Origin of the sequence: Lelliottia jeotgali (assembly GCF_016771845.1) — a bacterium.
Classification (GTDB): Bacteria; Pseudomonadota; Gammaproteobacteria; order Enterobacterales; family Enterobacteriaceae; genus Enterobacter; species Enterobacter jeotgali.
In genome coordinates this window covers 74,194-88,420 of the sequence record NZ_JAENMQ010000013.1, presented here as the reverse complement: position 1 = coordinate 88,420, position 14,227 = coordinate 74,194, and the positions used below count along the sequence as shown (strand labels likewise).

Below are 14,227 nucleotides of genomic sequence, written 5' to 3'. Positions count from 1 at the left end.
TGTGATGAAAGCGTTATCCAAACTGAAAGCGGAAGAAGGGATTTGGATGACCGACGTGCCGGAGCCGGAAGTCGGTCATAACGATCTGCTGATCAAAATCCGTAAAACCGCGATTTGCGGCACGGACGTTCACATCTACAACTGGGATCAGTGGTCGCAAAAAACCATTCCGGTTCCGATGGTTGTGGGACACGAATACGTCGGCGAAGTGGTCGGTATCGGCCAGGAAGTGAAGGGCTTTAAGATCGGCGATCGCGTCTCCGGTGAAGGGCATATCACCTGCGGTCATTGCCGTAACTGTCGCGGCGGTCGCACGCACTTGTGTCGCAACACCGTGGGCGTGGGCGTAAACCGTCCAGGCTGTTTCGCCGAATATCTGGTGATCCCGGCGTTCAACGCGTTCAAAATCCCGGATAATATCTCCGACGATCTGGCGTCTATCTTCGACCCGTTTGGCAACGCGGTTCATACGGCGTTGTCGTTCGACCTGGTTGGCGAAGACGTACTGGTATCCGGCGCGGGCCCAATTGGCATCATGGCGGCAGCGGTGGCGAAACACGTCGGTGCGCGTAACGTGGTAATTACCGATGTGAACGAATACCGTTTGTCTTTGGCGCGCAAAATGGGCGTGACCCGTGCTGTGGACGTCTCGAAAGAGAACCTGAGCGACGTGATGACCGAACTCGGCATGACCGAAGGCTTCGATGTGGGCCTGGAGATGTCCGGCGCGCCGCCAGCGTTTCGTACCATGCTCGACACCATGAACCACGGTGGCCGCATCGCCATGCTGGGTATTCCGCCGTCAGATATGTCCATCGACTGGAACAAGGTCATCTTTAAGGGCTTGTTCATCAAAGGCATTTATGGCCGTGAGATGTTTGAAACCTGGTACAAGATGGCCGCGTTGATCCAGTCTGGTCTGGACCTGACGCCGATCATCACTCACCATTTCGGTATTGATGATTTCCAGAAAGGTTTCGACGCCATGCGCTCGGGCCAGTCCGGAAAAGTGATTCTGAGCTGGGATTAATTTTGAAAGCGCCTGCGGGCGCTTTTTTTTCGACCCTTTCACACTTCTCGCATACGCAATCGGATTATTTCGATTTTTACTTCGCTTTTTTACCCACACGCTTATAAAGTTTGTTTAAGTTTCGTTTACTTTTACAGCGCCTATGTTCAAGCTTACCGTTTGTTTATTGACCTGTAACTCAGCGCGTCTGCTGCGTGAAGTCCTGCCACCGCTGCTCACCGTAGCGGATGAATTTGTCGTGGTGGATTCCGGGAGTACGGATGCCACACTGGATATCTGTCGTGAATACGGGCTTTCCACTCACTATCACCCCTATGCGATGCACGGCGCGCAGATGAATCATGCGATTGATTTAGCCAGCAACGATTGGGTGCTGTGCATGGACAGCGATGAGATCCTCGATGGCGAACTGGTCGATTTTATTCTGGCGCTCAAAGCGGGCGACGAACCTGCCGTAAACCAGGCCTGGCGCATCCCGCGCTACTGGCATGTTTTGGGGGAAGAAGTCCGGACAATTTATCCCGTCTCATCGCCGGATTTTCCGGTGCGTCTGTTTAATCGCGCTCAAGCCCGTTTCAATCACCGCCCGGTGGATGACAAAGTGGAAGGCACACTTCAGGCAATCAAAATGCCAGGACGAGTTCGCCACGACACCTTTTATAATCTTCATGAAGTCTTTAATAAGCTGAACAGCTACACCTCGCGACTGGTGAAATACCAGAACGTGCGGCCTTCTATTGGTCGTGGCGTGGTTAGCGGTATCGGTGCGTTCTTCAAATGGTATCTGTTCAGTGGTGCCTGGCGGCAGGGGAAAGTGGGGATCGTGACGGGCCTGTACGCGGCTTCGTATAGCTTCCTGAAGTATTTCAAAGCCTGGTATCAACATCAGGATGAAAAAGAGTCCGTGGCGAAAAAGCCAGCGGACTCTCATCTCACAGAATAACCCTTACGCTTTCTTACCCCAGCCTTGCCACTGGTGCTGGAAGTAAGTCACCAGCGAACTTTGGCTGACGCTCTCACCAATCACCGTGAAGAATCGGGTGGCGTAGACCGGTTCAGGCGGCTGTTTCGGTTTGCAAATCTTCACGCCGCGGAACGGGTTTTTCGGCTCTGTGCGCGGGTTGTTACCTGGTGGCGTGGAGTTATCAGGCCGTGAGGTATCCACCTGCGGTTCGTTGAGCAAATCGCTCGGGCGCACCAGTGTGATGTCCGAAGGGAGTGTCGGCAGCATTTGCTGCAACACGCGCACCGTCGATGGATGCGGATGCCCAATGGCGATCGCCGAGCCGGTGCGCTGAGCAAGTTTCACGGCGCGATTAAACTGGAAGCGAATATCGGCTTCATTCTGCGTGTCATCGAGGAACACTTTGCGCTTAATCACCTTCACGCCCGTACCTTGGGCGGCGCGCATCGACTGGCTATTACCGATGGTCATGCTGTCGAGAAAATAGAGATTGTAGCGCTCCAGCGCCTGCATCACTTTCTGCATCCCGAACAGGCTGGAGGTCATCGCGCTGCCCATATGGTTGTTCAGCCCAACCGCAAACGGCACTTTGCCATAGGCGTCACGGATAATGCGCTCGATCTCGTCGCTGCTCATGTCCGGGCGCAGGGTGTCTTTTTCCAGCGGCTGTTTGCTGAGCGGTGCCATCGGCAGGTGGATGAGGACCTCATGCCCGCTGTTGTGGGCTTTGGTCGCCATTTCACGGGCGTGAGGTGCATTGGGTAAAACGGCAACGGAAATGGCCGACGGCATCGCCAGCACCTGATTTTCGTTGTGCGGACGGTAGCCAAAATCGTCAATGACGATGGCTAATTTGCCTGCGTAAACCGGTGAAGCCAGCGCCAGTGCACTGACGACGGAGAGAACAATACGACGAAATTGAAGCAAAACTTATCTTCCCAACCACGGCTGTGGATTGACCGCCTGACCCTGGCGACGAATTTCGAAATAGAGTGACGGGCGGCCCTGACCGCCACTACTGCCCACAAGGGCGATAGGTTGTCCTGCGCGGACCTGTGTACCGACGCTGACCAGCGCGCTTTGGTTGTAGCCGTAAAGACTCATGTCGCCTTTCCCATGCTCAACCACCACCACCAGGCCGTAGCCTTGCAGCCAGTCGGCGAGGATCACGCGGCCATCGGCGATGGCTTTGACTTCGCTGCCTTCCGATGCGCCAATGACGATACCCTTCCAACGTAGCTCACCCTGCAGTTGTTCGCCATAGCGATGCAGAATAGAGCCGCGAACCGGCCAGAAAGCTTGTCCGCGTGGTGCACCCAGTCCGCCGGTACGTGAAATGAGCGAACGCTCGCTTTCCGTCGGTTTGTAGGTTGAGCCTTTGCGAGACGCTTCCTGCTGGCGATCTTTCACGGCCTGCGCGTCGCGCGCCTCTTTTTCGGCGCGCGCTTTGGCAGCCGCTTCAGCGCGGGCAATGCTGTTGCGCAGTTTGGATTCGTTGGCGCGCATTTCACCCAGCTGCGTCTGGCCTTCCTGAATCGAAGACTCCAGCCCGGAAAGGGTTTTCTTACGCTCGTTCCGCGCCTGTTCCAGCTTCGCCTGCTGCGCCTGCTGATCGTAAAGCAGAGTTTGCTGCTGGCTCTGTTTCTCTTCCAGCTCGGCTTTTTGCGAGGTGACCTCTTCGCGCGTCTGTTTAAGCTGCGCGATAGTTTCCTGACGCGCCTGGTTCAGATAGCCAAAATAAGCCTGCAGGCGCTGACCGCGCTGGCTCTCTTCTCCGCTGAGGATCAGCTGAATGCCGGTGTGTTCGCCCTGGCGAAACGCGGCGTCGAGCTGTGCCGCAAGATTGCGCTCCTGGGCATCTCGCTGCTTTTCCAGTTTGGCAATCGACGCATTCATCTCGTCGATTTGCTTATTCAGCACAGAAAGGGTGTTCTGGGTTTCGCGCAGTTTACGCGCAGCGGCGGAGATGGCTTCTTCCTGCTGCTTTAATTGTGCGAGCAGAGAGGAGCGTTGTTGTTGCTGTTGGCGTACCGCGCGCTCTTTGGCGGCGATATCGGCCTGAATCGATTTGAGCTGATCGCGATCGTCAGCGTGGGCGGATGCGGCGCACAGCAATACGCCAGCGCTGAGTGCGCTGGCGTAAAGCAGAGGCCTGACTGATAACCGTAACGGTTTCACGACCCATGTGATTGAAAAAATCGCCTTTCCCCTCATGGGGAGGGATTATTCCACGATGAACAGCGGCTTGCCAGTCATCTCTTGCGGGATTTCCATGCCCATCAGCGTCAACATGGTCGGCGCGATGTCGGAAAGCTTACCGCCCTCTACTGGTTTCAGAGATTTCTCACCCACGTAGATCAGCGGAACTGGCAGGTTGGTGTGTGCTGTATGAGCCTGACCGGTAGACGGATCGCGCATCTGTTCTGCGTTGCCGTGGTCAGCCGTAATCAGCAGCTGGCCGCCGACGGATTCCACCGCTTTGGCGACTTCGTCAACGCAGTTATCCAGAGCTTCAATCGCTTTCACTGCGGCTTCCATCACGCCGGTATGACCTACCATGTCGCCGTTCGGGTAGTTACAGATGATGGTGTCGTATTTACCGCTCTTGATCGCCGCGACCAGTTTCTCGGTCAGCTCAGCGGAGCTCATTTCCGGCTGCAGATCGTAGGTCGCCACTTTCGGGGAGTTGATCAGAATGCGATCTTCGCCTTTGAACGGCTCTTCTACACCACCGTTGAAGAAGAAGGTCACGTGCGCATACTTCTCGGTTTCGGAGATACGCAGCTGGGTTTTATCGTTCTTCGCCATCCACTCGCCGAAGGTGTTGGCGAGCGATGCGGGTGGGTACGCGCAAGGCACTTTGATGTCTGCGGCGTATTCGGTCAGCATGATGAAGTCGAGGTTCACGACTTTCTTACGAACAAAACCGTCGAAATCGCTGTTCACGAAAGCGCGGGTGATTTCACGTGCGCGGTCAGCGCGGAAGTTCATGAAGATCAGCGCATCGCCGTCTTCCATTGCCGCATCGGCCTGGCCTTCAGCACGGATAACGGTCGCTTTCACGAATTCGTCGTTTTCGTCGCGCGCGTAAGCGGCTTCCAGCCCTGCAACTGCGGTATCAAACTGGAATTCGCCTTTCGCCTGAGTCATCAGGTCGTAAGCTTGCTCAACGCGATCCCAGCGGTTGTCGCGGTCCATAGCGAAATAACGGCCAATGATGGACGCCACGCGGCCTTTGCCCAGTTCAGCAAATTTATCTTCGAACGTTTGCAGGGACGATTTCGCGCTGCGCGGCGGGGTGTCGCGACCGTCGAGGAAAGCGTGCAGATAGATTTTCTCTGCGCCGCGCTCGGCTGCCATCTCAACCATTGCCAGGATGTGATCTTCGTGGCTGTGAACGCCACCGGCAGAGAGCAGACCCATGATGTGAACGGCTTTACCGGCTTTCACCGCTTTATCCACCGCGCCAGTCAGCGTTGGGTTGCTGAAGAAAGTCCGTTCTTTAATTTCAACGTCCAGACGGGTCAGGTCCTGATAAACAATACGACCCGCGCCCAGGTTGACGTGTCCAACTTCGGAGTTGCCCATCTGACGGTCTGGCAGGCCAACTTCCAGGCCAGAAGCGTCAATCAGGGTATGCGGGCGTTTGGCCCACAGTGCATCCATGACCGGGGTTTTAGCGTTGAAAATGGCGTTATCCTGGCTGTCTTCGCGATAGCCATAACCATCCAGAATCACCAGTACCATAGGTTTTTTAGAGACCGACATTGCGACATCCTCATGCTCAAGAGACAAAAAATTTGCCTGATTTTACTACAGCTGAATCGATAAAGTAGCCACAGAAGATCAAAGAAAGCGCTGGCACAGACAGCGGCTATCCTCATTTTGACGCTTTTTTTTCGTGGCATGCCGCAGAAAATGGATTAGCTTATTCTCGCTGGCTGTATTTGCCACAACGCACAGGTATACTCCTGTCCTGGTTTTTTTAATCACTACGTCGGGAGTTGTTACCCCCCATGCAAGAAATTATGCAATTTGTTAGCCGCCACCCAGTACTGAGTATCGCGTGGATTGGTTTACTGGCCGCTGTGCTGTTCACTACGTTTAAAGGTCTTACGTCTAAAGTTAAGGTCATTACCCGTGGCGAAGCAACGCGCCTCATCAACAAAGAAGACGCGGTCGTTGTGGATCTGCGCCAACGTGATGATTTCCGTAAAGGTCACATTGCCGGTTCTATTAACCTGCTACCGACAGAAATCAAAGCTAACAATCTTGGCGAGCTGGAAAAGCATAAAGACAAACCGATTATCGTCGTTGACGGTACCGGGATGCAGGCTCAGGACCCAGCAAGCGCACTCACCAAAGCCGGCTTTGATAAAGTCTTCGTGCTGAAAGACGGCGTGTCTGGCTGGAGCGGTGAAAACCTGCCTTTAGTTCGCGGTAAATAAGAGGAACGACGTGATGGCCAATATTGAAATCTACACCAAAGCGACCTGCCCGTTTTGCCATCGTGCAAAAGCGCTGCTGAACAGCAAAGGGGTAACTTTCCAGGAACTGCCCATTGATGGTGATGCGGCAAAACGTGAAGAGATGATCAAACGTAGTGGCCGCACGACGGTTCCGCAGATTTTTATTGATGCGCAGCACATTGGCGGCTGTGATGACTTGTATGCGCTGGATGCAAGCGGCGGGCTCGATCCCCTGCTGTGATAGCGTTTTAGGACAATTAAAAAGGGTATTTCCATGTCAGAACAAAACAACAACGAAATGAGTTTCCAGATCCAGCGCATCTACACCAAAGATGTCTCTTTCGAAGCGCCAAATGCGCCGCACGTTTTCCAGAAAGATTGGCAGCCAGAGGTTAAACTTGATCTTGATACTGCATCTACCCAACTGGCAGATGACGTGTATGAAGTTGTGCTGCGTGTGACCGTTACCGCTGCGCTGGGCGAAGAAACTGCATTCCTGTGCGAAGTACAGCAGGGCGGTATCTTCTCCGTTGGCGGTATCGAAGGCAACCAGCTGGCGCATTGCCTGGGTGCATACTGCCCGAACATCCTGTTCCCGTATGCTCGCGAATGCATCACCAGCCTGGTCTCTCGCGGTACATTCCCGCAGCTGAACCTTGCGCCAGTGAACTTCGATGCGCTGTTCATGAACTATCTGCAGCAGCAAGCTGGTGAAGGTACTGACCAACATCAGGATGCCTGATGAGTACAGTTAATGCGTCAATGACTGTGATCGGTGCCGGCTCGTACGGCACCGCTCTTGCCATCACTCTGGCGAGAAATGGTCACGAAGTGGTCCTTTGGGGCCACGATCCCAAACATATCGCGACGTTGCAACACGACCGCTGCAACGTCGCGTTTCTTCCTGACGTGCCTTTCCCTGATTCGCTGCATCTCGAAAGCGATCTCTCAGTCGCGCTTGCCGCCAGCCGCAACATTCTCGTTGTTGTACCCAGCCACGTGTTTGGCCAGGTGCTGCACCAGATCAAAGCGCTGATGCGCTCCGATGCACGTATTGTGTGGGCCACGAAAGGTCTGGAAGCTGAAACGGGCCGTCTGTTGCAGGATGTCGCTCGCGAAATCCTCGGGCCGGACATTCCGCTCGCGGTGATCTCCGGGCCGACGTTCGCCAAAGAGCTGGCCGCAGGCCTGCCGACGGCGATCTCCCTGGCCTCCACCGATCAAACTTTCTCCGACGATCTACAGCATTTATTACATTGCGGTAAGAGCTTCCGCGTTTACAGCAACCCTGATTTTATCGGTGTGCAGCTGGGCGGTGCGGTGAAAAACGTTATCGCCATTGGCGCAGGAATGTCCGACGGTATCGGCTTTGGCGCGAACGCGCGTACGGCGCTGATCACTCGTGGGTTGACCGAGATGTCTCGTCTGGGGACCGCGCTGGGTGCCGATCCTGCCACCTTTATGGGGATGGCCGGTTTAGGCGATTTAGTGCTGACTTGCACCGATAACCAGTCGCGTAATCGCCGTTTCGGCATGATGCTTGGACAGGGCATGGATGTGATCGGCGCGCAGGAAAAAATCGGCCAAGTGGTTGAAGGCTACCGCAATACCAAAGAAGTTCGGGAATTGGCGCACCGTTTTGGTGTCGAAATGCCAATAACCGAGGAAATTTATCAGGTATTGTATTGCGGAAAAAATGCGCGCGAGGCAGCATTAACGCTGTTAGGTCGCTCACGCAAGGACGAGCGCAGCAGTAACTAATCGCAGGGACCCGTTGTCGCCCAACGACACGGCCAGCAGAGACTGGCCGGTCGTCTATTACGTCTGGAGTATGCAATGCCGTGTGAAGAACTGGATATCGTCTGGAACAATATTAAAGCCGAAGCCCGGGCTTTGGCCGACTGCGAGCCGATGCTGGCCAGTTTCTACCACGCGACGCTACTCAAGCATGAAAACCTCGGCAGCGCCTTGAGCTATATGCTTGCCAACAAACTGGCTTCCTCCATCATGCCCGCCATTGCCATTCGCGAAGTGGTGGAAGAGGCGTATGCCGCTGACCCTGAGATGATCGCCTCCGCCGCCTGTGATATTCAGGCTGTGCGCACGCGTGACCCCGCCGTCGATAAATACTCTACGCCGCTGCTATACCTGAAAGGCTTCCACGCCCTGCAGGCCTATCGCATCGGCCACTGGCTGTGGAATGAGGGCCGCCGCGCGCTGGCGATCTTCCTGCAAAACCAGGTTTCCGTCACCTTCCAGGTGGATATCCACCCGGCGGCGAAAATTGGCCGCGGGATCATGCTCGACCACGCCACAGGCATTGTCGTCGGGGAGACGGCGGTCATTGAAGATGACGTCTCTATCCTGCAATCCGTGACCCTTGGCGGTACCGGTAAAACCAGCGGCGATCGCCACCCTAAAATCCGTGAAGGGGTGATGATTGGCGCGGGGGCGAAAATTCTCGGTAATATCGAAGTGGGGCGTGGCGCGAAGATTGGTGCCGGTTCCGTCGTGTTGCAGCCCGTTCCGCCGCATACCACCGCCGCTGGCGTACCCGCCCGCATCGTCGGCAAGCCAGAGAGCGATAAACCGGCGATGGATATGGATCAGCACTTCAACGGTATTCACCACACCTTTGAGTATGGCGACGGGATTTAAAACACCGCCCGGTGGCGCTGCGCTTACCGGGCCGACAAACCCGTAGGTCGGGTAAGCGAAGCGCCACCCGACACTATCAGCTCCGCAATACCGCGCCAGCATATCCCAGCTGGCGCCAGGCCTCATACACCACCACCGACACCGCATTCGACAGGTTCATGCTTCGGCTGTCCGGCATCATCGGAATACGGATTTTTTGCTCAGCTGGCAGGGCGTCAAGAATGGTGGCAGGCAGGCCGCGCGTCTCCGGGCCAAACATCAGATAGTCCCCTTCCTGATAGCTCACCGCGCTGTGCGCTGGCGTGCCTTTGGTCGTCAGGGCAAACATGCGCTGCGGCTTTTCCGCTTCCACAAACGCGGCGTAATCATGATGGCGCACCACGGCGGTAAATTCGTGATAATCCAGTCCGGCGCGGCGCAGACGTTTGTCATCCCACGCGAAACCCATTGGCTCGATGATGTGCAGACGAAAACCGGTGTTAGCGCACAGGCGGATGATATTGCCGGTATTCGGCGGGATTTCTGGTTCGAATAATACGATGTTAAGCATGCAGCCCCCTGGAGCCTATCCCACTAGGCTATTTTATTTGCCAGTAAATGCGGGGGGCAGGATAGCAGATAATTCCCCTCACCCTAACCCTCTCCCACAGGGAGAGGGGACTTTCTTTTCTCCCTGTGGGAGAGGGCCGGGGTGAGGGCAACAGACAGCACTTAACCTAAGCCGCGTCCCCTTGCGCCAGCGGAGCCAGCGCCGCAGGAAGTTTACTCAGCTCCTGAACCAGCGAATCCTTACTGATCTCTCCGATAGTTTTCGCACCGGTCAGCGTCATCGCTACTTTCATCTCTTTCTCAATCAGGTTCAGGAGATTCGCCACGCCTGCCTGGCCGTGCGTCGCCAGAGCGTACAGATAGGCACGGCCCAGCAGCACGCTGTCAGCGCCAAGGGCAATCATGCGCACCACGTCCAGCCCGTTGCGGATGCCGCTGTCGGCCAGAATCGCGATATCTCCTTTCACCGCATCGGCAATGGCGGGCAGCGCACGAGCAGAGGAGAGCACGCCGTCGAGCTGGCGACCGCCGTGGTTCGACACCACAATCCCGTCTGCACCAAAGCGCACCGCATCGCGGGCGTCTTCAGGATCGAGAATGCCTTTGATCACCATCGGGCCGTCCCAGAATTCGCGGATCCACTCCAAATCTTTCCACGAGATCGACGGGTCGAAGTTATTCGCCAGCCAGCCGATGTAATCCTCCAGCCCGGTTGGTTTGCCGAGATAAGCTGAAATATTGCCCAGATCGTGCGGGCGACCGTTGACGCCAACATCCCACGCCCACTGGGGATGCGTCACCGCCTGCCAGTAGCGGCGCAGGGCCGCGTTCGCGCCGCTCATGCCCGAGTGCGCATCGCGATAGCGAGCGCCTGGCGTGGGCATATCGACCGTAAACACCAGCGTTGAACAGCCCGCCGCTTTGGCGCGTTCCAGCGCGTTACGCATAAAGCCGCGATCGCGCAGGACGTACAGCTGGAACCACATCGGGCGCTTGATGGTCGGGGCCACTTCTTCGATAGGGCAGACGGAAACGGTCGAGAGGGTAAACGGAATGCCTTTGGCATCGGCTGCCGCGGCGGCCTGCACCTCACCGCGACGGGCGTACATACCGCACAGACCTACCGGCGCCAGAGCCACGGGCATCGAGAGTGTTTCGTTGAACAGCTTCGTTTCAAGGCTCAGATCGGACATATTCTTCAGCACGCGCTGGCGTAGTGCCACTTCGGACAAGTCTTCCACGTTGCGACGCAAGGTGTATTCGGAATACGCCCCGCCGTCGATATAGTGAAACAAGAAGGGTGGCAGGATGCGCTGCGCCGCTGCGCGATAGTCACTGGCTGCAGAAATAATCATGCTTTGTTCTCCCTGGAATTATCATGATCGCCTGGCAGGCGGGTTATGCGCGCCTGCCGGGCCTGATCTTCATCGAATCGTTTAATGGTGGTGTGGACGAAGCCGAGGTGCGCCATCATCGCTTTACGTGCGGCTTCGGCATCACCTTGCAGAATGGCGTCGAGCACGGCCTGATGCTGCTCTGTGAGCTGGGCAAAGACCGGCGGGACGAGATACATACGCTGGCGGCTCTGTTTGACAGACGATTGCAGCAGATCGAAAAATCCGCGCATGGTTTGCAGGAGCACCACGTTATGCGAGGCCTCGGCAATGGCGAGGTGGAAACGCACGTCGGCCTGCGAGGCGATGTCCGGGTTATCGCTCTGCGTCGCCTCAAAGCAGGCCTGGAGCTTCTCTTTGTCGGCGTCCGTAGCGCGCATCGCCGCGTGCCAGGCGGTACTGGCTTCGATGGCGTGACGCGCTTCGAGGATGTCGAAACTGTAGTCCGGGTCGTTCTCCATCAGCGTTTTGAGAGGCTGAACGATGTTTTGTTCGGACCAGTCATCGTGCTGCCAGCGGACGAACGTCCCGCCGCCGCGACGGCTCAGCAACACGCCTTCGCTGACCAGTGTCGCCAGCGCTTCGCGTAAAGAATTGCGCGACACACCAAGCTGCGCCGCCAGTTGCCGTTCTGCGGGCAATTTCATGCCCGCTTCCAGCTGTTGTTCTTCAATCAGCGCCCGCACGCGAGAGGCAATCTCGTCGGACAGGCGTCTGGGCATCACTATCATGGAATCATCCAGGTTAAGACATAGGCCTGAAGCGTGGTAATCACGCCCACCATGCAGGTGAAAATCAGGCTGTGTTTGACGGTAAAGCGGAACAGGTCTGACTCTTTCCCCACCAGTCCCACCGCCGCACAGGCAATGGCGATAGATTGCGGGGAGATCATCTTCCCGGTCACGCCGCCGGTGGTGTTCGCGGCTACCAGCAGCACATCCGATACGCCAATCTGCTGGGCGGCGGTCGCCTGTAGCGCGGCAAAGAGGGCGTTAGACGAGGTATCGGAACCCGTCAGGAACACGCCCAGCCAGCCGAGGAACGGCGAGAAGAACGTAAACGCATGTCCGGTATGGGCCAGAGCTAACGCCAGCGTCGAGGACAAGCCGGAATAGTTCGAGATAAACGCGAACGCCAGCACCATCCCGATGGAGTAAATCGGCAGAGCCAGCTCTTTCAGCGTACTGGCAAAGGTCTGGATGGCGGCGGCAGGTTTCATGCGCAGCCACACCACAGAAAGAATAGCCGCAAACAGGATCGCCGTGCCGGTCGCGGAGAACCAGTCGAACTTATAGACCGCCGCATAAGGCGTCGCTTCATGAACGACCGGCGGCATACGCGCCACCATCTTGTCGAGGAACGGTACGGAGATATTAATCACCATGTCGTACAGCGCACCGCCAGGAGCGAACAAGGCTTTGAACGGTGGGACGCTCCAGAGCGTGACCGTGGCGGTCAGGAACAGGAACGGCGACCACGCGCGAACAATCTGACCGACGCTGTAATTTGTGCGCGCCAGCGTTTGATCGACCTGCGACGCGCCCATATCGCCGAAGCGGAAAGTACGCACCGGCTGCCAGCGTTTCAGGAATAGGGTCAGACAGACCAGCGACACCAGCGACGAGATGATGTCCGGAAGTTCAGGGCCGATAAAGTTGGAACTGAGATATTGGGCGATAGCAAAAGAGCCGCCCGCAACGACCACCGCAGGCCAGGTCTCTTTCACGCCGCGCCAGCCGTCCATAATCGCCATAATCCAGAACAGCACGATAATGGTCAGGAACGGCAGCTGACGGCCTACCATCTGGCCAATCTCAAAGCTGTCTAAACCTGTCACCTGCCCGGCAACAAGAATCGGAATCCCCATCGCACCGAATGCCACCGGCGCGGTGTTAACGATCAGGCACAGGCCCGCGGCATACAGCGGGTTAAAGCCGAGCCCGACCAGCAGCGCAGCGGTGATCGCCACCGGCGCACCAAAACCAGCAGCCCCTTCGAGGAACGCCCCAAAGCAGAAACCGACAATCAGCATTTGCAGACGCTGATCGGGCGTAATGGACAGAATCGACGAACGGATGATGTCAAACTGCCCGGTTTTCACCGAGATTTTATAGACGAAGACCGCCGCAATAATGATCCACGCAATCGGCCACAGGCCGTAGAAGAAGCCGTAAACCACCGAGGCCAGCGCGTGATCGACCGGCATTTTGTAGAAGAACAGTGCCACCATCAGCGCAATCGCGACGGTGTATGTCGCGGCGAGGTAGCCCTTCAGCTTGAGTTTAATCAGCGCGAAGAAGAAGAACAGGATCGGCAGCGATGCGATCAAGCTCGACAGCCAGATGTTTCCGGCCGGATCGTAGTTTTGTTGCCAGAGGCTCATTGCAGGTCTCCTGAGGACCGCACAGTCCGCTTCGCGGTGAGTCTGCGCTCATCTCGGCGTCACAGTCTGTGTAAAAGTGGTCCTGCCAATATTGTGATGTAGGGGTAATGACAATAAATGGTTAATCAAATGTTATGGATGGGCAATGATTTTGTGATTGGAATTGATGGAAGTGTGAACCAGGGGAAGATTGGTTAGGGGATTGGTTGGGCCAATTTTAAGGCGTGCGGTTTGGTGCCCTCACCCCAGCCCTCTCCCACAGGGAGTGGGGGCTCAAGGCAATCCCCTCTCCCACGTGGAGAGGGAGCTCAAGGCAATCCCCTCTCCCTGTGGGAGAGGGTTAGGGTGAGGGTAAAAACATTAGAACGCTGTCTTCGAAAACCCGGTCATTTCTTTCAGGCCCATTTCGCGGCCTAACTCGGTCATCGGGTGCACAATCACCAGACCGCGCACGCTTTTTTTCAGCTTGCCCATGTCGGCTTGTTCTTTTTTGGTGATCGCACGGCGATGCGGCAGGTCCATCAGCTTTTGCGCTTCTTTGCTCAGCTTATGGCCTTTTACGGCGCGCAGACGATCGATTTCCGCTTCCAGCGTCGCTTTCTCTTTTTCCAGCTCAGCGTATTTCTCGGCGGACTCAACCAGCGACATATCAGCCTGCTGGTGGCGGATCAGATCCAGACGGTCGCTCAGGCGTTTAATTTCGTTCTTTTCGACTTCTTTCATCACATATAGCTCTAAAAACGGGGGAATTACAGGGAAGGATACACCAATGTGCGCGGG

General features: G+C 56.3%; 15 protein-coding genes. 7 read left to right on the top strand and 8 right to left on the bottom strand.

What is annotated here, in order from left to right:
- Positions 1-4 precede the first annotated feature (4 nt).
- On the top strand, positions 5-1,030 hold the full coding sequence (tdh, locus tag JBO43_RS19660; protein WP_095280179.1) for an L-threonine 3-dehydrogenase: 1,026 nt from the start codon (positions 5-7) through the stop codon (positions 1,028-1,030).
- Between the two features lie 142 nt (positions 1,031-1,172).
- Positions 1,173-1,973 carry a glycosyltransferase family 2 protein gene (locus JBO43_RS19655; RefSeq protein WP_103947721.1) on the top strand — a complete coding sequence of 267 codons (801 nt, stop codon included), beginning with the start codon at positions 1,173-1,175 and terminating at the stop codon, positions 1,971-1,973.
- 3 nt (positions 1,974-1,976) lie between these two features.
- Here the strand turns inward: JBO43_RS19655 and JBO43_RS19650 are convergent, their stop codons facing one another.
- Genes JBO43_RS19650 through gpmM form a run of 3 tightly spaced genes read right to left on the bottom strand, consistent with a single transcriptional unit; the run spans position 1,977 to position 5,762 of the window.
- Entirely contained in the window at positions 1,977-2,921 is a 945-nt protein-coding gene (locus tag JBO43_RS19650) for a divergent polysaccharide deacetylase family protein (protein WP_095280182.1), read from the bottom strand.
- A 3-nt stretch (positions 2,922-2,924) separates the two neighbouring features.
- Positions 2,925-4,184, bottom strand: a complete 1,260-nt coding sequence (gene envC, locus JBO43_RS19645; protein WP_233210420.1) for a murein hydrolase activator EnvC — start codon at positions 4,182-4,184, stop codon at positions 2,925-2,927.
- 33 nt (positions 4,185-4,217) lie between these two features.
- Positions 4,218-5,762 carry a 2,3-bisphosphoglycerate-independent phosphoglycerate mutase gene (gpmM, locus tag JBO43_RS19640; protein WP_202674881.1) on the bottom strand — a complete coding sequence of 515 codons (1,545 nt, stop codon included), beginning with the start codon at positions 5,760-5,762 and terminating at the stop codon, positions 4,218-4,220.
- A gap of 248 nt (positions 5,763-6,010) precedes the next feature.
- Between gpmM and JBO43_RS19635 the strand changes: the two genes are divergently transcribed.
- The 5 genes from JBO43_RS19635 to cysE all read left to right on the top strand — a co-directional run bounded on the left by JBO43_RS19635 (position 6,011) and on the right by cysE (position 9,121).
- A complete protein-coding gene (locus JBO43_RS19635; RefSeq protein WP_095280187.1) occupies positions 6,011-6,442 on the top strand; it encodes a rhodanese-like domain-containing protein in 432 nt (143 codons plus the stop codon).
- A 13-nt stretch (positions 6,443-6,455) separates the two neighbouring features.
- Positions 6,456-6,704 carry a glutaredoxin 3 gene (grxC, locus tag JBO43_RS19630; protein WP_095280188.1) on the top strand — a complete coding sequence of 83 codons (249 nt, stop codon included), beginning with the start codon at positions 6,456-6,458 and terminating at the stop codon, positions 6,702-6,704.
- A 33-nt stretch (positions 6,705-6,737) separates the two neighbouring features.
- Positions 6,738-7,205 carry a protein-export chaperone SecB gene (gene secB, locus JBO43_RS19625; RefSeq protein ID WP_095280190.1) on the top strand — a complete coding sequence of 156 codons (468 nt, stop codon included), beginning with the start codon at positions 6,738-6,740 and terminating at the stop codon, positions 7,203-7,205.
- On the top strand, positions 7,205-8,224 hold the full coding sequence (gpsA, locus tag JBO43_RS19620) for an NAD(P)H-dependent glycerol-3-phosphate dehydrogenase (RefSeq protein ID WP_103947725.1): 1,020 nt from the start codon (positions 7,205-7,207) through the stop codon (positions 8,222-8,224). Before secB ends, gpsA begins: the two co-directional genes overlap by 1 nt.
- A 75-nt stretch (positions 8,225-8,299) precedes the next feature.
- Entirely contained in the window at positions 8,300-9,121 is an 822-nt protein-coding gene (gene cysE / locus JBO43_RS19615; RefSeq protein WP_059180464.1) for a serine O-acetyltransferase, read from the top strand.
- Positions 9,122-9,197: 76 nt separating this feature from the next.
- Here the strand turns inward: cysE and trmL are convergent, their stop codons facing one another.
- The 5 genes from trmL to JBO43_RS19590 form a co-directional block, all read right to left on the bottom strand.
- On the bottom strand, positions 9,198-9,671 hold the full coding sequence (trmL, locus tag JBO43_RS19610; protein WP_100778176.1) for a tRNA (uridine(34)/cytosine(34)/5-carboxymethylaminomethyluridine(34)-2'-O)-methyltransferase TrmL: 474 nt from the start codon (positions 9,669-9,671) through the stop codon (positions 9,198-9,200).
- A 166-nt stretch (positions 9,672-9,837) separates the two neighbouring features.
- A complete protein-coding gene (lldD, locus tag JBO43_RS19605; RefSeq protein WP_095280197.1) occupies positions 9,838-11,025 on the bottom strand; it encodes an FMN-dependent L-lactate dehydrogenase LldD in 1,188 nt (395 codons plus the stop codon).
- Positions 11,022-11,795 (bottom strand): transcriptional regulator LldR, encoded by a 774-nt coding sequence (lldR, locus tag JBO43_RS19600; RefSeq protein ID WP_095280199.1) that lies wholly within the window; start codon positions 11,793-11,795, stop codon positions 11,022-11,024. The genes lldD and lldR overlap by 4 nt, the downstream gene beginning before the upstream one ends.
- On the bottom strand, positions 11,792-13,447 hold the full coding sequence (gene lldP / locus JBO43_RS19595; protein ID WP_103947726.1) for an L-lactate permease: 1,656 nt from the start codon (positions 13,445-13,447) through the stop codon (positions 11,792-11,794). Before lldP ends, lldR begins: the two co-directional genes overlap by 4 nt.
- A 360-nt stretch (positions 13,448-13,807) precedes the next feature.
- Complete coding sequence (locus JBO43_RS19590; RefSeq protein ID WP_095280202.1) at positions 13,808-14,170, bottom strand: YibL family ribosome-associated protein; 363 nt, start codon at positions 14,168-14,170, stop codon at positions 13,808-13,810.
- Positions 14,171-14,227: the final 57 nt, after the last annotated feature.